This is a genomic window from Streptomyces stoeckheimensis, assembly GCF_045822005.1.
Classification (GTDB): domain Bacteria; phylum Actinomycetota; class Actinomycetes; order Streptomycetales; family Streptomycetaceae; genus Streptomyces; species Streptomyces stoeckheimensis.
This window is the reverse complement of sequence record NZ_CP169550.1, coordinates 5271722-5287779: the sequence shown is the minus strand read 5'-3', so window position 1 is coordinate 5287779 and position 16058 is coordinate 5271722. Positions and strand designations below refer to the sequence as shown.

16 protein-coding genes and 1 pseudogene are annotated in these 16058 nt (G+C 72.4%); 7 read left to right on the top strand and 10 right to left on the bottom strand.

The window, feature by feature from the left end:
* Nucleotides 1-52: 52 nt before the first annotated feature.
* The 4 genes and pseudogenes from ACE1OC_RS24165 to ACE1OC_RS24150 form a co-directional block, all read right to left on the bottom strand.
* Entirely contained in the window at nucleotides 53-1507 is a 1455-nt protein-coding gene (locus ACE1OC_RS24165) for an O-antigen ligase family protein (RefSeq protein ID WP_407838772.1), read from the bottom strand.
* Between the two features lie 3 nt (nucleotides 1508-1510).
* Nucleotides 1511-3088, bottom strand: coding sequence for an exopolysaccharide biosynthesis polyprenyl glycosylphosphotransferase (locus tag ACE1OC_RS24160; RefSeq protein WP_407838771.1), 1578 nt, complete (start codon nucleotides 3086-3088; stop codon nucleotides 1511-1513).
* Nucleotides 3085-4251: pseudogene (locus tag ACE1OC_RS24155) on the bottom strand (glycosyltransferase); the annotation flags it as partial. The gene ACE1OC_RS24160 and the pseudogene ACE1OC_RS24155, both read right to left, overlap by 4 nt.
* A 66-nt stretch (nucleotides 4252-4317) precedes the next feature.
* Complete coding sequence (locus ACE1OC_RS24150) at nucleotides 4318-5448, bottom strand: DUF3344 domain-containing protein (protein ID WP_407838770.1); 1131 nt, start codon at nucleotides 5446-5448, stop codon at nucleotides 4318-4320.
* A 174-nt stretch (nucleotides 5449-5622) separates the two neighbouring features.
* On the opposite strand from ACE1OC_RS24150, the gene ACE1OC_RS24145 reads away from it, so the two are divergent.
* The 5 genes from ACE1OC_RS24145 (at nucleotide 5623) to ACE1OC_RS24125 (ending at nucleotide 8758) form a co-directional block, all read left to right on the top strand.
* Nucleotides 5623-5877: a chaplin gene (locus tag ACE1OC_RS24145; protein ID WP_351380786.1), complete on the top strand. Its 255-nt coding sequence runs from the start codon at nucleotides 5623-5625 to the stop codon at nucleotides 5875-5877.
* 117 nt (nucleotides 5878-5994) lie between these two features.
* Nucleotides 5995-6405 carry a rodlin gene (locus ACE1OC_RS24140; RefSeq protein WP_403719850.1) on the top strand — a complete coding sequence of 137 codons (411 nt, stop codon included), beginning with the start codon at nucleotides 5995-5997 and terminating at the stop codon, nucleotides 6403-6405.
* 260 nt (nucleotides 6406-6665) lie between these two features.
* Complete coding sequence (locus ACE1OC_RS24135) at nucleotides 6666-6899, top strand: chaplin (RefSeq protein WP_407838769.1); 234 nt, start codon at nucleotides 6666-6668, stop codon at nucleotides 6897-6899.
* 121 nt (nucleotides 6900-7020) lie between these two features.
* A complete protein-coding gene (locus ACE1OC_RS24130; protein WP_407838768.1) occupies nucleotides 7021-8241 on the top strand; it encodes a chaplin in 1221 nt (406 codons plus the stop codon).
* 166 nt (nucleotides 8242-8407) lie between these two features.
* Complete coding sequence (locus tag ACE1OC_RS24125; protein WP_407838767.1) at nucleotides 8408-8758, top strand: hypothetical protein; 351 nt, start codon at nucleotides 8408-8410, stop codon at nucleotides 8756-8758.
* A gap of 86 nt (nucleotides 8759-8844) precedes the next feature.
* Here ACE1OC_RS24125 and ACE1OC_RS24120 read toward each other — a convergent pair whose 3' ends face one another.
* Together ACE1OC_RS24120 and ACE1OC_RS24115 are read right to left on the bottom strand one after the other, a co-directional pair.
* Complete coding sequence (locus tag ACE1OC_RS24120) at nucleotides 8845-9084, bottom strand: chaplin (RefSeq protein WP_250737633.1); 240 nt, start codon at nucleotides 9082-9084, stop codon at nucleotides 8845-8847.
* A 178-nt stretch (nucleotides 9085-9262) separates the two neighbouring features.
* Complete coding sequence (locus ACE1OC_RS24115) at nucleotides 9263-9805, bottom strand: hypothetical protein (RefSeq protein ID WP_407838766.1); 543 nt, start codon at nucleotides 9803-9805, stop codon at nucleotides 9263-9265.
* A gap of 280 nt (nucleotides 9806-10085) precedes the next feature.
* On the opposite strand from ACE1OC_RS24115, the gene ACE1OC_RS24110 reads away from it, so the two are divergent.
* On the top strand, nucleotides 10086-10496 hold the full coding sequence (locus ACE1OC_RS24110; protein ID WP_407838765.1) for a rodlin: 411 nt from the start codon (nucleotides 10086-10088) through the stop codon (nucleotides 10494-10496).
* A 151-nt stretch (nucleotides 10497-10647) separates the two neighbouring features.
* Here the strand turns inward: ACE1OC_RS24110 and ACE1OC_RS24105 are convergent, their stop codons facing one another.
* Nucleotides 10648-11289, bottom strand: coding sequence for a vitamin K epoxide reductase family protein (locus tag ACE1OC_RS24105; RefSeq protein ID WP_407838764.1), 642 nt, complete (start codon nucleotides 11287-11289; stop codon nucleotides 10648-10650).
* 192 nt (nucleotides 11290-11481) lie between these two features.
* On the opposite strand from ACE1OC_RS24105, the gene ACE1OC_RS24100 reads away from it, so the two are divergent.
* Entirely contained in the window at nucleotides 11482-12252 is a 771-nt protein-coding gene (locus ACE1OC_RS24100; RefSeq protein ID WP_407838763.1) for a DUF6227 family protein, read from the top strand.
* A 15-nt stretch (nucleotides 12253-12267) separates the two neighbouring features.
* On the opposite strand, the gene ACE1OC_RS24095 is transcribed toward ACE1OC_RS24100, so the two are convergent.
* The 3 genes from ACE1OC_RS24095 to ACE1OC_RS24085 are packed head-to-tail and all read right to left on the bottom strand — an operon-like array spanning nucleotide 12268 to nucleotide 16006.
* Nucleotides 12268-14286, bottom strand: a complete 2019-nt coding sequence (locus ACE1OC_RS24095; RefSeq protein ID WP_407841661.1) for a PTS fructose transporter subunit IIABC — start codon at nucleotides 14284-14286, stop codon at nucleotides 12268-12270.
* A gap of 8 nt (nucleotides 14287-14294) precedes the next feature.
* On the bottom strand, nucleotides 14295-15248 hold the full coding sequence (gene pfkB, locus ACE1OC_RS24090) for a 1-phosphofructokinase (protein ID WP_407838762.1): 954 nt from the start codon (nucleotides 15246-15248) through the stop codon (nucleotides 14295-14297).
* Nucleotides 15245-16006 carry a DeoR/GlpR family DNA-binding transcription regulator gene (locus ACE1OC_RS24085; protein ID WP_407838761.1) on the bottom strand — a complete coding sequence of 254 codons (762 nt, stop codon included), beginning with the start codon at nucleotides 16004-16006 and terminating at the stop codon, nucleotides 15245-15247. The genes pfkB and ACE1OC_RS24085 overlap by 4 nt, the downstream gene beginning before the upstream one ends.
* Nucleotides 16007-16058: the final 52 nt, after the last annotated feature.

The following is a 16058-nucleotide window of genomic DNA, read 5'->3' as shown; positions in this document are numbered from 1 at the left end:
GCGGCGACCTCGGTCGCCGCGGCTGCGGGCCGCCGCCAGGGCGTCGTATCCGTCACCGGCCGGCCGCACCCTCAGGGGTCGCGGCCCGGGCGGGCGCGCCCGGCCCACGACCGGAGGCGGCCGCAGCGGCTCGCCCCCGTCCGCGCCGTCGACGGGCGTCGCCGGAGTCGAGCTCGCCCGTCCCTCCGCCGGAGGGAAGCGCCCACCAGGCCGCCAGGCCGATGATCACTCCGGTCAGGACGGTCGACGGGCCCCCGATGTCCGCGTAGAGGAAGTCGGTGAGCTGCCACACGAGCAGGCCGACCGCGACCAGTCCGCAGTCCCGCACCGCGGAGGGTCCCGCCAGACACCGCCGCAGGCCCGCCACCAGCAGGGCCAGCCAGCCGCCCGCCAGGGCGATGAGGCCGGTCAGCCCCTGCTCGCTCAGCACCAGCAGGTACATGTTGTGCGGGGACAGCAGCGGCTGGCGGATGTACCCCTGGCCCGCGCCCGCGGTGTCGCTGCCGGAGGACAGCGCCAGCCCGGAGTGCGAGTCCCGGTTGGCCGGGAACCCCTTCAGCCCCACCCCCACCACGGGCCGCTCGCGCCACATCGACCCGGCCGCGGCCCACATCGTGTAGCGGTCGGTGACCGACTGGTCGGGGGCGTCGGACACCTGCGTGATCGAGGTCAGCCGCTCCGCGACCATCGCGGAGCCGACGCCGAACCCGCCGACGAGCACCACCCCGGCGGCGGCCAGCGCCAGGAGCACCTTCAGGGCCCGCCGGATCCCGGCCATGGCCATCACCAGCCCGGCCGCGGCGAAGGTCGCGATCCACGCGCCCCGGCTGAAGGACAGCACCAGCGGGAGCACCAGGACCAGCGCCGCCGCGCCCGAGGCCCGCCGGACCCGCGCCGGCAGCCCCGGCGCCAGCGCACCGGCCGTCGCGACCACCAGGCCGTAGGCCACGACCGTGGCCATGCCCATGACGTCCCCGGGGCCGAAGGTGCCCACGGCGCGGATGTCCTCGCCCTGGTACGAGGCTCCGGTGTGGGTGGCGAACTGCACCACGCCCACCGCTCCCTGAACCAGCGCCAGCACCACGAAGCACCCCGCGGCCAGCCGGAACTCCGAGGCGTCCCGCACCAGCAGCACGATCGCCGCCGGGACCAGCACGAACACCTGGAGGTAGCGCACGAAGCCGGGCAGGGCCGCGTACGGGTCCCCCGCGGTCACCGTCGAGACGGCGAGCCCGACGGCCGGCAGGCCGAGGACGAGCACCCCCAGCGGGCTCAGCGGCCGGACCCGGCCCCGCAGGGCCTGGATCCCGCAGACGAACACGAGCAGCAGCGAGGCGGCGTCGCCCGGACCGACCTTCCCCGAGGCGGTCGCGTCACCGGCCGGGACGGGGATCAGGAGGGCCAGTACGGTCGCGGCGAGCGGCAGCAGCGGCCAGTGCCGGCGCAGCAGGTCGGCGGGGTCCGGGCAGGACCACGACGTCGGTGACGTCGGTGCGGCAAGGCTCATGCTTTAGCTGCCCCCCAGCCGGAAGCGGAAGAAGGAGGCCGCGGTGCGGGCCAGGATCCACAGGTCCTGCCACAGCGACCAGGTGTCGATGTAGTGGTTGTCGAAGCGGGCCCGGTCCTCGATGGAGGTGTCCCCGCGCAGCCCGTTGATCTGGGCGAGGCCGGTGATGCCGACGGGCATCCGGTGCCGGGCCTCGTACCCCGGGTGCACGCTGCTGAACTTGGCCACGAAGAAGGGCCGTTCGGGACGCGGACCCACCAGGCTCATGTCACCCCGGACCACGTTCCACAGCTGCGGCAGCTCGTCCAGCGAGGACTTGCGCAGGAAGGAGCCGATCGGGCTCATCCGGCAGTCGCCGGCCACCGTCCAGCGGGTGGCGGACTCGTGGGCGTCGGCGCGCAGGGTGCGGAACTTCAGCAGGGTGAAGGGGCGTCCGTAGAGGCCGACCCGCTCCTGCCGGAAGATCACCCCCGGCCCGTCGGAGATCCGTACGGCGAGCGCGCAGGCGCCCATCACGGGGGCGGCGGCGAGCAGGGCGATCGCGGCGAGCGAGGAGTCGATGACCCGCTTCGCGTACCGCTCGACCGGCCGGGCCGGACGCGGCAGCAGCGGCTGGACGGCGTACCCCCACAGCTGGTCGGCGGGCTGCGCCACGCGCATCCCGGTGACCTTGGCGGTGCCCGCCGGGTCGGCGAGCCAGAGCCGGCACCCGTGGTCGTGGAAGAGCCGGACCAGTGAGGCGGTGCGTTCGTCGGCCTCGGGCGGGCGGGTGAAGACGGCGTGCCGGACGGAGTTCTGGATGACGGCCCGCCGGATGTCCTCGTGGGTGGCGAGTACGGGCACTCCCGCCGCCGCCTCCTCGGCGGGCCCGGTGTCCGCGAGACCGACGGGGCGCAGGCCGTACTCGGGGCGCCCGTGCAGGGCTGCGGCCACCGCGCTCGCCCCGGCGCCGGGTCCGACGACCAGGGCGGAGGCGGGGCGGCGGGCACGGATGCGGCGGCGGAGCTGGTTGACGGCTCCGCGCCCGGCGCACGCCATGACGACCTGGACGCAGACCGCGCCGAGCAGCGCGCTCCAGCCCAGGGCGTCGCCAGGGGCGGTGGCGGCCAGCACGGCGGCGGCCCCGCACCACAGCGCGGCGGCCCGCCCGGCGAGCGCGGGCAGTTCGAGGAGCGCGGAGGGGGCGAGCCGGGGCCGGTACAGCCCGGCCTGTGCGTGCAGGGCGACCAGAGCCAGGGCGAGGGGAGCGGCCGCCCCGAGGGGCAGCTCCGCTCCGGGAAGCGCCGCCACCGTCGCCGTTGCGGCGAACGCGTCGGCGGCCAGCAGCGGGACGATCCCGTCCCGGCGGCGCACACGCTCGGGCCGTACGGCGGCCCGGGCGCGGTCGGCCTTGGGCCCGCGCGGTGGGTGGATGGCGGTCACGGAACGGCGCACGGCGGCGGCGCCGGCGGCGCTCGTGGTCGTGCTCGCGCTCGTGCTGGTGTGCGTGGTCCTGGTCGTACCGGTGATGCCGGTGATGCCGCCGGCGGGCCCCGTGCCGTCCTGCCCGGTGTGCCGGGCGGGTGCGCTGTCCATCGTCATCGGCTGATGCGCTCCTGGTTCAAGGGCCGGGGCCTGCCCAGCAGTTCGTGATACAGACCGGTGACCGCGTCCGTGGTGCGCCGCACGTCGAATTCCATCCGCGCGTGCCGCTCCGCCTGCTCCCCGAGTTCGGCGAGCAGCCGCGGCTCGGCGAGCAGCCCGCCCAGGGCCTTGGCCAGCGCCGTCGGGTCCTCCGGTTCCACCAGGCACAGCCGTCCCTGGCCGGGCGGGAGGCTCTCCCTGGCACCGCTGACGTCGGAGACCAGGACCGGGCGGCCACAGGCCATGGCTTCGAGCGGGGCGAGCGCCATGCCTTCCCACCGCGACGGCAGTACAACGAGATCGGCGGCCCGAAGCCACGGCCGGATGTCGAAGGCGGCCCCCGCGAAGTGGACCGAGGGCGGCGCCCCGCGGCGCAGCCGTTCCATGTCGGGGCCGTCCCCGACGAGCACGAGACGGGCCCCGGGAACGGCTCCGAGCAGCTCCGGCCAGGCACGCAGCAGGACGTCCTGCCCCTTCTGCTGGCAGAGCCGGCCGACGCAGACGGCGAGCGGCCCCTCCCCCAGGAAGGCGGCGGGCAGCGGAAGTTCGGCGCGGGCCCGGGCCTTGTCCTGGACGGGGTCCGGGGCGCCGGGGCGGAAGTGGGCGAGGTCGACGCCGTTGCGGATCACCGACCAGCGGGCGGCGATCCCCTCGGATTCGCCGGAGCGGCGCTCGGCCTCGCTGACGCAGAGCACCCGGTCGGCCCAACGGGCCCCGAAGCGCTCCCAGCGCAGCGCGAGCGCGGCGGTGGCCCCGCCCACGGCGTCGAAGGACCAGGCGTGCGGCTGGAAGACGGTCGGGACGGCCCCGCGCACGGCGAGCCGCCCGGCGAGTCCGGCCTTGGCGCTGTGGGCGTGCAGGAGGTCGGGCCGGACGCGTCCGATCAGGCGGCGCGCGCCGAGCACTTCGGCGGCCAGGCCCGGCCCGGGAGCCCGCCCGGCACGCCAGGTGAGCACCTCGGCCCCGGCCTCGCGGGCGGCGTCCGCGAGCTGTCCGCCGCGCGGGCAGCCGACGTAGGTCCGCAGGCCGGCCGCGGACTGGGCGCGTACGAGGTCGACGACGACGCGGGCGACCCCTCCCTCGACCGGCTGGACGAGGTGGAGGACGACCGGAGGCCGGTCAGGAGAGGGGGAGGGGAAGGAGAGGGTGAAGAAGGCTGCGTCGGCACGTGGAGTGGTCTCCTGCGTTCAGCGGCGCGCGTCTGTCTGAACGAAGAGCACACCGAGGAAATGACCCTGCTTTTCGCCCGTGAACCCGAAGGTCAGGCTGCGGGCGCCACCGGACAGGGCGGGGCTCAGATCGAACACGTCCGCGTCATATCCGAGGTTATTCATATGTTCGGGCTGTCGCGCGAACGAGTGATCTCCAAATTCCGTGATCGTGGAATTCATAACATCATTAAAAGGATTTTCTCCGTCACTGAGACTGATCCGGCGCCCGCTGTCGGCGGTCACCGTGAGTGAATCCCCGAGCGTTCCGCGGTCCCCGTCGTACGCGACCACCCCGACCCGCCCCTGCGCGCCGGGCGCTGCGTCCAGACCCGTGAGGTCCACCGTCCCGTCACCGGCCCCCGCGGCCAGCCCTTCGAAGCCGTCCCAGACCGAGACCCTGCGCACCGGCTCCTGCGGGTGCTCGTAGGCCACCACCAGCGTCCAGCCGCCCCAGGCGCCCATGTCCGAGTGCCCCATGGCGACGTTCAGCTGGGCCACCGTCCACATCCCGGCGCCGCCCTTGCGGACCAGCGGGGTCACGTCGGCGGAGGCCTGGTAGGCATCGCCGGCCGCGTCGCTGCGGTGCCCGATCACCGTGTCGGCCAGCACTTCCTTGTACGCGCCGCCCGGCTCGGCGACGAGCACCCGGCCGTTGTCCTCCGGCGGCTTCTGCTCGCCGACCCGCAGGTTCCCGCCCCAGTACAGCCGGGCGTACGAGACCTTCGCGCCCGCCGGGACCTTGAGCTCGGCCCGGGTGGAGTTGTAGGTGTCCGGGTCCTTGTCGACCTCGTCGTAGAACATCTCGTAGTCGCCGTTGGTCCCGGCCGCACCCTTGTTGACCGCGGCACACGGCTCGGCCTGCTCGGACTCCTCCTTGCGGCACCCGATGGACGAGTTCGAGGCCCGGACCAGGCCGCCGTGCTGCACGGCTTGATAACGCTGGGTGAACGGGACCCGGGGAGCTTCCTTGACCAGCGGAGCGAGCGGACTCCGCGCACCCGGCGGGGCGGCGGCCCCGGCAGCCGCACCGGCAAAGGGCACGTTCACCGAAAGTGTGAGGCAGGACAGCAGACCGAGCGTGCCGAGGATTCTGCGGGAGGAACCCATGACCCTGTCTCCATTTTCGATCAAGGGGACAAAACAGGAGTGAACTTTGTCAGAAATCAGGAGGGAAATCACGCCGGACTCGCTCATACGGCCTTTTGGGCGATAGCACGCACCCTGGAGACGGGCGCGTCGTTATGGCTTGCATCGTTGTTCGAACCGAAAGGAAAAACGGAGATGAAGAAGAGGCTGGTGCGCGGCACCACCCTGGCGGTCGCGAGCGCGGCGCTGCTGATGGGCGGCGCGGGCCTCGCCTCCGCGCACGGCGGCGACGGCGCGACGGCGAACGGCTTCACCGGCGAGTCCCCCGGCGTCCTGAGCGGCAACCTGCTCCAGGTCCCGGTCGACGTCCCGGTCAACGTCTGCGGCAACACCGTGAACGTGATCGCCCTGCTGAACCCCGCGTTCGGCACCACCTGCGTCAACGCCTGACGTCAACCGTGCAGTCCGAAACTTCGGCATCCGAGTGAAGAGACGCAACCCAAACCGCGGTAGCGCCGTTGATCCGAGTGCTTGAGTACCGGGCAATCCTGCAAAAAAGGGACCATCATGATCAAGAAGTTTGCGGCCGGCGCAGCGGTTGCCGCCTCGTTCGTCGGTCTGGGTGCCGCCATGGCCCCGCAGGCCATGGCCATCGGCAACGACCACGGCATCAACACCGTGAACGGCAACGGGGCCTCGCAGATCTACGGCAACCAGGCCACGTACGGCAACATGAGCCCGCAGATGGCGCTCATCCAGGGCTCGTTCAACAAGCCCTGCATCGCCCTGCCCGCCAAGGCCAACGTGCAGTCCGTCCTGGCTCTGGTCAACGTCGGCGTCCAGGACATCCCCGTCCTGTCCAGCCCGCAGAACCAGCAGTGCACCGAGAACTCCACCCAGGCCAAGGGCGACGAGGCTCTCTCGCACATCCTCAGCAACATCCCGATCCTGTCCGGCAACGCCTCCGCCGGCAGCTGACCGCGCCGCGCCAGCTGACACAGCACCGCACCAGTGGGGCCGTCGCACCTTCGGGTCGCGGCGGCCCCGCCGCATGTCGGGACCCGAATAAGGACCCCGAAGCGAACCGAGGCAACCGAACAATCAGGCCACAATTCAGGGCGCACAGGCATGTGAGTGAATTGGCCGGAGGCGCGCCGAAATTCCCGGTTTCTTTTCCCGGACCCACTCGTTGTTATTTCTGCAGCGGATAGACCTCTGCGGGAAGGAAACGAAAACAAATGACGTACAAGAAGGCAGTGGTGCTGGCCGCCGGCGTTCTCATGGCCGCCGGTGCCGCCTCCCCCGCCATGGCCGACGCGGCGGCGGACGGCAAGGCCGTCGGCTCCCCCGGCGTCCTGTCCGGCAACGTGCTCCAGGTCCCGGTGCACATCCCGGTCAACGTCTGCGGCAACACCGTCAACGTGATCGCGCTGCTGAACCCCTCGTTCGGCAACACCTGCGTCAACGCCTGACGAAGCGCCTGTGCCCGCAAGGGCAGACCTCCTCGGGGTGGCCTCGGAGTGCACGGCGGTGCACTCCGAGGCCACCTTCGATTCAGCACCGGCCGCAGGGCCGGTAGACAGGGAAGGACCCATGCGACAGGTACTGAGCCGACAGGTACTGGGCAAGGGGGTGCTCACCGCGGCCGCCGCGTCCAGTCTGCTGTCGATCGCGACCGGCGCGGCCTACGCACAACCCGGGGCGATGGCCGAGGCCTCCCATTCACCGGGCGTGCTGGCCGGCAACAGCGTCTCGGTACCGATCACCTTCTCGCCGAACGCGTGCGGCAACACCGTGGACGCCGGAGCGGGCCTCAACCCCGCCATGGGCAACAACTGCGCCACCACGACCGGCTCCGACGGCGGACACGACTACGAGCGCTACCTCAGCCCGCAGCAGGCGGAGCAGGTCCGCCGGTACGTAGACCAGCACGACCGGGACGACCGGCGCGAGGACCGCGAGGACCGGCACGAGCAGGGCGGCTACGGCGACCGCGGACCCGAGCAGCAGGGCGGCTACGGTGACGACGGACCGGAGCAGCAGGGCGGCCACGAGGATCACGGGCCCCAGCAGCCGGGCGGCCACGAGGATCACGGACCCGGGCCGCAGGGCGGCTACGGAGACTCCGGTGGCTCCGGCACCTCCGGCGAGGAGGAGTGCGACGACCACCCCGCCCCGGAGAAGCCCGAGCCGCGGCCGCAGCACCCGCCGGAGCAGCACGCCGAGCACCCCCCGGCCCCGCAGCACGCGCCCCCCGCGCCGAAGCCGCTGCCCGCGCCCGAGGCGGAGCACCCCACTCCCGTAGAGCAGGCGCCCGCGCCGCAGCCCGAGCCCGTACCGGCACCCGTGCCGGCACCGGCACCCGCCCCGGTCGAGGAGGCCCCGCAGCCGCTTCCGGCGCCGGCCCCCGGGCCCGCTCCCGTAGTGGAGGAGGCTCCGCACACGCTCCCCGCTCCGGCGCCCGTCGTGCAGGAGGCTCCCGCGCCGATGCCCCCGCACGGCAGCCAGGTCGTCGAGCACCCGGCTCCGGTAGTGCCCCCGGCCGACCAGCCGCCGGCGGCCCCCGCCGGTGACCTGCCCGTCCCGCTCCCCCCGGCACCGCTGCCCGCCCCGGCTCCCGCCCCGGCCCCGGTTCCCGCGCCGGCCCCGGCCCCCGCGCCCGAGGCCGTTCCCGTCGCGGCGGCCCCCGCGGGCCCCACGCGGCAGGAACTGGCCGCGACCGGTGCCGGCCAGCCCGGCGCCGCGGCGGCGCTGGCCTCGGCCCTGATCCTGGGCGGCGCGATTCTGTACCGCAGGTCCCGTAACGCCGCCTGACGGCAATAACGGTAATCGGAAGAAATATCGGCCGGAGAATCCCTTGTCGGATTCTCCGGCCGTTGCCGTGTTCGGTTCCGCGTTTCCGCGGCGCCGGGTAATCGTTAACCAGGTCGAAAGTGGCGCGACGGTCGCCACTGGGCACCCCTAGAAAAGGATTCAGACAATGAAGCTCTCGAAGGTCGCCGCAGTCGTCGCCGGCTCCGTCGCCGCCCTCGGCGCCGCCTCCCCCGCCTTCGCCGTCACCGAGGCGCCGGCCGTCCCCATGAGCCTGACGAGCGGGCTGACGGCCGTCACCGACTCGGTCAACCCGGTATCGGCGGCGCTGCCCCAGACCGTGGGCAACGGACTGGCCGAGCAGGGCGAGAGCGTCCAGAAGGTCGTGACCACCGTCCAGAAGGTCAACGAAGTCCGCAACGATGCTCCGGCCGAGGTCATGAGCCTCGCCAACGGGGCCACCCAGGCCTCCCCGCTGCTCGGCGGAGTGAAGCTCAACGGTGGCGGCTCCAAGCACTGACGGGCCCGGCCCGTTCTGCCGCCGACATGACTGTGGGCGCCCCCGGCCTCGCCGGTGGCGCCCACAGTCACGTGTTGCGTCGAACGTCAGTCGTTGACGCAGACGTTGCCGAACGCCGGGTTCAGCGCGCCGATCACGTTCACGGAGTTGCCGCAGACGTTGACCGGGACGTGGACCGGGACCTGTCCCAGGTTGCCCGAGAGGACACCGGGGGAACCCACGGCCGCGCCCTCGGCCTTGGAGTCGGCCATTGCGGAGCCGGCGGCACCGGCCGCAGCGAGACCAGCGGTGGCCAGGACCAGGGCGGCCTTCTTGGCAGTGTTCATGGGAAGTGCACCTTCTCTTCGATGTTCTGCCCCGATTCCGGGGCTCACATCGAGCGAAACGGTCCACCATCCCAGACGACACGGTTCCGCACGCGATCAGACCTGTTCAGCCCAATAGTCGTAACCGCGTGCGGGTCCGTGTACGGATCCGGGTCTCGTTCCGGCCCCGTCCCGGTTCCTAGGGAAGGAACTGGGCGAACGACGGGATCTGCGGGACGAGGCCCGTCGGCGTCCCGGGCACCGCAGGCGCGGCGGGCACCGAACTCGCGGGCGGGGCCGCGGGATCGGAGACCGGGAGCGCCGGGACGTCGGGGATCGGGACTTCGGGGATCGGGACGTCGGGGATCTCCGGAATTGCAGGGAGCTGCAGGTCGGGGAGCCCCGGGATCGCAGGGATCTCCGGCAGGGCAGGGAGCGCGGGGATCGCCGGCAGGGACGGGAGCGCGGGCAGTTTGATCTCGGGGATCTTGATCCCCGGCAGCAGCGTGCCCAAGCTCTTGGTCAGGTCCGCCAGGATCTTGGAGACCGCGGCGAGGGCGTCTTCGACGGGACCCGCCGCCGCCACCCTCTCGTTGATCTCCTCCTGGGCTGCCGCCACTCGGTTCGCGGCGGCCCCGGCACCTTCCGCGGCGCCCGCGGGAGCTGCCGCGCCGGTGAGTATGACGACCGCCAGGGCCGACGGGACGAGGACGCGGATGCGGGAGGCCTTGGTGCGGTGCATGGGTGTTCCTTCTGGTGGTCGCTCAGAAACGGACCCGAGCGATCCGCTTCCTTACCCACCGTGCGAAGGGGTTCCACGGAGCGCAACACGAGCACGGGGTCCCTTACGCCGCTGCGGGGTGCGTACGGGCTTCGCGCACGCGTCCGGGGGCGGCTCACCCCACCCGGGGAAAACCTGCACGCAGACAGGCCGTTTGAGTGAAGCAGCAGAACCAACCCTCGCGCGGGGCAGTTGATCAGGGCGCTCCACTAGCGGGCACTCGTGCGACAAAAGGATCAAGATGCTCAAGAAGATCATGACTGCTGCCGCGGTCACCGCCGCCGCCGTCGGCGCGGGCGCTGCTGCTGCCGCCCCCGCCATGGCGATCGGCAACGACAACGGGATCAACACCGTCAACGGGAACGGCGCCGTGCAGGCGTACGGCAACCAGAAGACCCACGGTGACATGAGCCCGCAGCTCGGAGTCGTCCAGGGCACCCTGAACAAGCCCTGCATCGGTCTGCCGGCCAAGATCAACGCGCAGTCGCTGGTGGCCCTGGTGAACGTCGGCGTCCAGGACATCAACGTCCTGTCCAACCCGCAGAACCAGCAGTGCACCGAGAACTCCACCCAGGCCAAGGGCGACGAGCCGCTCTCGCACATCCTCAGCAACATCCCGGTCCTCTCGGGCAACCTCTCCGCCAACAGCTGATCTCCGCTCCCGACCTACGGTCCGGGCCCTCCTGGTCCACAGACTCGGTGCCCGTGGAGCGACGCGTTCGAAGTTGCGGTGTGAAGTCGTGAAGTGACGAGGGCCCCGGCAGCGTCCAGCTGCCGGGGCCCTCTCATGTCGTCCGGCGGCCTCAGCCGGTCCAGAAGTCCCACCACCGGGTCAGGATCAGCATCCCGATCACGCCGGTGTGCAGCACGGGCGGGGCCCAGCCGAAGTCGGCGAAGAAGTTCCGTACGGGCGCGGGCGCGGGGAGGATCCCCGTCCGGACGGTGTGTGCGGTGACCGCCCAGAACATCACCAGGGTGGCCGCCCAGGTCAGGCAGCACCACAGGCAGAGCGCGTTGATCTCGTAGAGCGACTGGACCATGAGCCAGGAGCAGAATCCGACGCCGAAGAGCATTCCGGCGTTGAGGCCGAGCCAGAACCAGCCGCGGTGGCGGGCCCCGGCCAGCAGGCCGGCGCCCACGCACACGACCGCCCCGTAGGCGACCAGTCCCAGCATCGGGTTCGGGAAGCCGAAGGCCGCCGCCTGCTCGCTCTTCATCACGCTGCCGCAGGAGACCACCGGATTGAGACTGCAGGCGGGCTTGAAGTTCGGGTTCTCCAGCAGCAGGAACTTGTCCAGGGTGATGACCCAGGCGGCCAGCACTCCGGCGGCCCCGGTGATCAGCAGTACCCAGGCCAGCGCGCGGGGAGCTGCGATCGGTTCTGCGTCCTTGTGGTTCTGGGGGCGGCCCTGCTGGCGGGGGACGCCCACGGTATTTGTTGCCATACGGTCATGCTCCCGCCCTTGTGTCCGCAATCCGGCCCAACCATGCTCATCGACATGGAGGTTGACCTGAAGGGGTGGCTGGAACCCCTGACGCTTCCCGGACGTTTTACCGAACCCCGGACGTGATGTCAGACCCAGGGGCTACGTTGAGCTTCCGTGAAGTGACAAGCTGCGACGGCCTGGAGACCCACCTTGAGCGATCCGCACGAGACAACCGAGGCGCACCTCGAGCGACTCCTGGGCCGCGCCCTCAACTCCTTCGACCTGCCTGACGAATTGGTCGAGCGGCTGGGCACCGCGCTCGCCCACAGGTCCTCGCTCCACACCACCCGGCGCAGCCCGGCGGCGGGACCGTGGCGGGAGATACACCGGCACGCCTACCTGCTGTCCGACGGCGACTCCGTGGTCCTGTGGGAGCTGGCGCACCGTCAGGACGCCGACCTCTCGATACGGTACGAGGTCTTCGCGAGCAAGGCGGAGACCTGCCTCGCGGCTGCCCGGCTCTTCGGCGAGGTCCCCTCGCAGGTGGCGCGGGAGCTCGTGGAGGTGACGGTCGAGCAGGAGCCGGAGAGCGACATCGCCGTGCTGAGCTCGCTGTTCACCAACCCGACCCCGGCCCAGCGGCACCGCGAGTACGCGCTGGAGGAGTCCGCGGACCACGCCCGCCGGGTGCTGCGCCGTGCGGAGAACCCGGACCGGCCGGGCGAGCGGGTGGCCCTGCTCCTGCGCTCGGCCTACGCGCACCAGATCACCCAGGTGTTCGGCACCCGGCAGTGCCTGGCGGACGGGCGGGACGCCGGCTTCAGCCTGTACGAGCACTCCTTCGTCCTGCTGGACGGCAGCGAGTTCAGCCTGTGGGAGGTCGAGCACACGGTGACGCCGGACGGGCGGCACATGTGCGAGGTCTACGAGACCGAAACGGCCGCGCGCGGAGCCATGGAGCTCCGCGCGCGGGTGAGGTGACGGGGGCGGGTCGGGTCAGGCGGCGACGGTGACCTGCGCCGGCTCCGGCAGGGGCGCCGCTTCGGCGGCCCCCGCCTGCTGCCGCGGGGTCTCGTCCTGCTTGCGCATCCCCTTGAGGAGGATGACCAGGCCGGCGCTGGTGGCCGTACCCGCGGCGATGGCGACCAGGTAGAGCAGCGGGTTGCCGATCAGCGGGATCACGAAGATGCCGCCGTGCGGGGCCCGCAGGGTGCACTCGAAGGCCATCGAGAGCGCCCCGGTGACCGCGCCGCCCACCATGGAGGCCGGGATCACGCGCAGCGGGTCGGCCGCGGCGAACGGGATGGCGCCCTCGCTGATGAAGGAGGCGCCGAGGAACCAGGCGGCCTTGCCGTTCTCGCGCTCGGTCTTGGAGAAGAGCCGGCCGCGGACCGTGGTGGCCAGCGCCATCGCCAGCGGCGGCACCATGCCGGCGGCCATCACGGCGGCCATGACCTTGAGGCTGCCCTCGTTGGGGGTGGCGAGGCCGCCGATGGCGAAGGCGTAGGCCACCTTGTTGAGCGGGCCGCCGAGGTCGAAGCACATCATCAGGCCGAGGATGACGCCGAGGATGATCGCGTTGGCGCCGGAGAGGCCCGACAGCCAGTCGGTGAGGGCCTGCTGGAGCGAGGCCACGGGCTTGCCGACGACCAGGAACATCAGGAACGCGGTGATGGCGGAGCCGATGAGCGGCAGGACCACCACCGGCATGATCCCGCGCAGGGCGGTGGGGATCTTCAGCCGCTGGACGGCGAGGACGGTGCCGCCCGCGATGAGGCCGGCGATCAGGCCGCCGAGGAAACCGGCGTTGATGGTCAGGGCCACGGCGCCGCCGACGAAACCGGGGACGAGGCCGGGGCGGTCGGCCATGCCGTAGGCGATGTAACCGGCGAGGACCGGGACCAGGAAGCCGAAGGCGAGGCCGCCGGTCTGGAAGAGGAGCGCGGCCCAGCTGGCGGCCTCGGTCCAGACGAAGTGCTCGGCCACCGAGGGGGCGGTGTTGATCTCGTACCCGCCGATGGCGAAGGCGAGGGCGATGAGGAGGCCGCCTGCGGCGACGAAGGGGACCATGTAACTGACGCCGGACATCAGCCAGGTGCGGAGCTTCGCCCCGTAGCCGTCCTGGGGCTCGCCGGCCTCTTCGACCGGGGTCGGGGTGGTGGAGACCTCGCCTCGGGCGGCCTTGTCGCGGGCCTCCTGGAGGAGTTCGGCCGGGCGGTTGATGCCGGCCTTGACGCCCACGTCGACGGTGGGCTTGCCGGCGAAGCGGGCCCTTTCCCTGACCGGGACGTCGTGGGCGAAGACGGCCGCGTCGGCGGCGGCGATGGTTTCGGGGGTGAGCTTGGTGAAGCCGGCCGAGCCCTGGGTTTCGACCGTGAGCTCGATGCCGGCCTCGGCGGCGGCCTGTTGGAGGGACTCCGCCGCCATGTAGGTGTGGGCGATGCCCGTGGGGCAGGAGGTGACGGCCACCACTCGGAACGGCTGCCCTGCGGGGCTTTCCCCACCCCGCCCCTTCCCGAGACCGGGGGCTCCGCCCCCGGACCCCCGCTCCTCAAACGCCGGAGGGGCTGGATTGGGCTCGCCCGCCACCAGGGCCGCCGCTTCCGCCGGGGTCCGCGCCGCGCGGAGGGCTGCGACGAAGTCCGGGCGCATCAGGCGGCGGGCCAGGGTGGAGAGGATCGACAGGTGGGCGTCGTCGGCGCCGGCCGGGGCGGCTATCAGGAAGATCAGGTCCGCGGGGCCGTCCGGGGCGCCGAAGTCGATGCCGGAGGTGGAGCGGCCGAAGGCCAGGGTGGGGGTCGTGACGTGGGCGGACCGGCAGTGGGGGATGCCTATGCCGCCCTCCAGGCCGGTCGGCATCTGGGCCTCGCGCGCCGCCACGTCGGCCAGGAAGCCGTCCAGGTCGGCGACCCGGCCGAGCGCCTCCATCCGTTCGGCGAGGGCACGTGCCGCCCCCTCCTTGGACTCGGCGGACAGGTCGAGGTCGACCAGTTCGGCCCGCAGGAGGCTCTGCATCATCTCGCTCATCGCTCGTCGCTCATTTCGGACAGAGGGAGGTCCAGGGGCAGGTCCTGGGTGATGTGGACCGCGTCGGGGCGCAGGTCGGACGGGGCCGGCATGGCGCTGCCCGGAAGCTGGACCGCGGCAGCGCCGTGGGCCAGGGCGGAGGCCAGGGCCGCAGGGCCCGTACCCCCCGCGATCAGGAAGCCGGCGAGGGACGCGTCGCCCGCGCCGACGTTGCTGCGGACCGAGGAGACGGCCGCCGTGCCGTAGTAGGTGCCCTCCTCGGAGACCAGGAGCTGGCCGTCCGCGCCGAGGGAGGCCAGGACCGCGCCCGCGCCCAGCGAGCGCAGCTCGTCCGCGGCCTTGAGCACGTCGCCGAGGGTGGCCAGGGGCCGCCCGACCGCCTCCGCGAGCTCCGAGGCGTTCGGCTTGATCACGTCGGGGCGGGCCGGCAGCGCCGCGAGCAGCGCCGGGCCGGAGGTGTCCAGCGCGATGCGGGCGCCCGCGGCGTGGGCCCGGGTCACGATGTCGGCGTACCACTCGGGGCTCAGGCCGCGCGGGAGGCTGCCGCAGCAGGCGATCCAGGCGGCGCCGCCCGAGCAGGTGCGGACCGTTTCCAGGAGGAGCGCCGATTCCTCGGCGGTCAGCGCCGGGCCGGTGGCGTTGATCTTGGTGAGCGTGCCGTCCGGTTCGGCGAGGGAGATGTTGGAGCGGGTCTGTCCGGCGATGGAGACCGCCGTGACGTCCACGCCCTGGGCGCCGAGGAGTTCGGCGATCATCGTGCCCGGTGCGCCGCCGAGCGGCAGGACCGCCGTCGTACGGACGCCCGCGGCGGCCACCGCGCGGGAGACGTTCACGCCCTTGCCTCCGGGGTCGACCCGGTCGGTGGTGGCGCGCAGTACCTCACCGCGGTCCAGCGAGGGGACTTCGTAGGTCCGGTCGAGGGAGGGGTTGGGGGTGACGGTGAGGATCATACGAGCACAACTTCCGTACCGGCGGCCTCGATCGCCGCCTTGTGGGCGGGGCTGAGCCCCTGGTCCGTGATGAGGAGGTCGACGTCGGCGAAGGTGCCGAAGCACGCGAAGTGCTCCTGGCCCGCCTTCGCGGAGTCGGCGAGGAGGACGACGCGGCGGGCTGCCGCCATCGCGGCCCGCTTGACGGCGGCCTCGGCGAGATCGGGGGTGGTCAGGCCGCCCTCGGCCGTGAAGCCGTTCGTCGCGAGGAAGAGGACGTCCGCGCGGATCTCGGCGTACGCCCTCAGGGCCCACGCGTCGACCGCGGCGCGGGTGCGGTGGCGGACCCGGCCTCCGACGAGGTGGAGGTCGATGCCGGTGTGGTCGGCGAGCCGGGCGGCGACGGGCAGCGCGTGGGTGACCACGGTGAGCGCGGTGTCGACGGGAATGGCCGCCGCGAGGCGGGCCACCGTACTGCCCGCGTCGAGCACGATGCTTCCGCCGTCGGGGAGTTCGGCGAGGGCGGCGGCCGCGATGCGGTCCTTCTCGTCGGCCGCGGTGGCCTCGCGCTCGGTGAGGTCCGGCTCGAAGTCGAGGCGGCCGGCCGGTATGGCACCGCCGTGCACCCGACGCACGAGCCCGGCCCGGTCCAGGGCCTTGAGGTCGCGGCGCACGGTCTCGGCCGTGACCTGGAACTGGTCGGCCAGGGACAGGACGTCGACCCGGCCCGCCTCGCGGGCGAGGCGGAGGATCTCCTGCTGGCGCTCCGGTGCGTACATGTGGTTTCAGATCCGTTCGATGCCCGACTCTGTGGGTTCTCTCGTAGAGTAC

Excerpts from the sequence above, each read along its gene's own strand:
- ACE1OC_RS24110 (WP_407838765.1), top strand. The coding sequence starts at position 10,086 with ATGCTCAAGAAGATCATGACTGCTGCCGCGGTCACCGCCGCCGCCGTC.
- ACE1OC_RS24085 (WP_407838761.1), bottom strand. The coding sequence starts at position 16,006 with ATGTACGCACCGGAGCGCCAGCAGGAGATCCTCCGCCTCGCCCGCGAG.
- ACE1OC_RS24105 (WP_407838764.1), bottom strand. The coding sequence starts at position 11,289 with ATGGCAACAAATACCGTGGGCGTCCCCCGCCAGCAGGGCCGCCCCCAG.
- ACE1OC_RS24150 (WP_407838770.1), bottom strand. The coding sequence starts at position 5,448 with ATGGGTTCCTCCCGCAGAATCCTCGGCACGCTCGGTCTGCTGTCCTGC.
- ACE1OC_RS24135 (WP_407838769.1), top strand. The coding sequence starts at position 6,666 with ATGACGTACAAGAAGGCAGTGGTGCTGGCCGCCGGCGTTCTCATGGCC.
- ACE1OC_RS24140 (WP_403719850.1), top strand. The coding sequence starts at position 5,995 with ATGATCAAGAAGTTTGCGGCCGGCGCAGCGGTTGCCGCCTCGTTCGTC.
- ACE1OC_RS24115 (WP_407838766.1), bottom strand. The coding sequence starts at position 9,805 with ATGCACCGCACCAAGGCCTCCCGCATCCGCGTCCTCGTCCCGTCGGCC.
- ACE1OC_RS24160 (WP_407838771.1), bottom strand. The coding sequence starts at position 3,088 with ATGACGATGGACAGCGCACCCGCCCGGCACACCGGGCAGGACGGCACG.
- ACE1OC_RS24125 (WP_407838767.1), top strand. The coding sequence starts at position 8,408 with ATGAAGCTCTCGAAGGTCGCCGCAGTCGTCGCCGGCTCCGTCGCCGCC.
- pfkB (WP_407838762.1), bottom strand. The coding sequence starts at position 15,248 with ATGATCCTCACCGTCACCCCCAACCCCTCCCTCGACCGGACCTACGAA.
- ACE1OC_RS24165 (WP_407838772.1), bottom strand. The coding sequence starts at position 1,507 with ATGAGCCTTGCCGCACCGACGTCACCGACGTCGTGGTCCTGCCCGGAC.
- ACE1OC_RS24095 (WP_407841661.1), bottom strand. The coding sequence starts at position 14,286 with ATGCAGAGCCTCCTGCGGGCCGAACTGGTCGACCTCGACCTGTCCGCC.
- ACE1OC_RS24130 (WP_407838768.1), top strand. The coding sequence starts at position 7,021 with ATGCGACAGGTACTGAGCCGACAGGTACTGGGCAAGGGGGTGCTCACC.
- ACE1OC_RS24120 (WP_250737633.1), bottom strand. The coding sequence starts at position 9,084 with ATGAACACTGCCAAGAAGGCCGCCCTGGTCCTGGCCACCGCTGGTCTC.
- ACE1OC_RS24145 (WP_351380786.1), top strand. The coding sequence starts at position 5,623 with ATGAAGAAGAGGCTGGTGCGCGGCACCACCCTGGCGGTCGCGAGCGCG.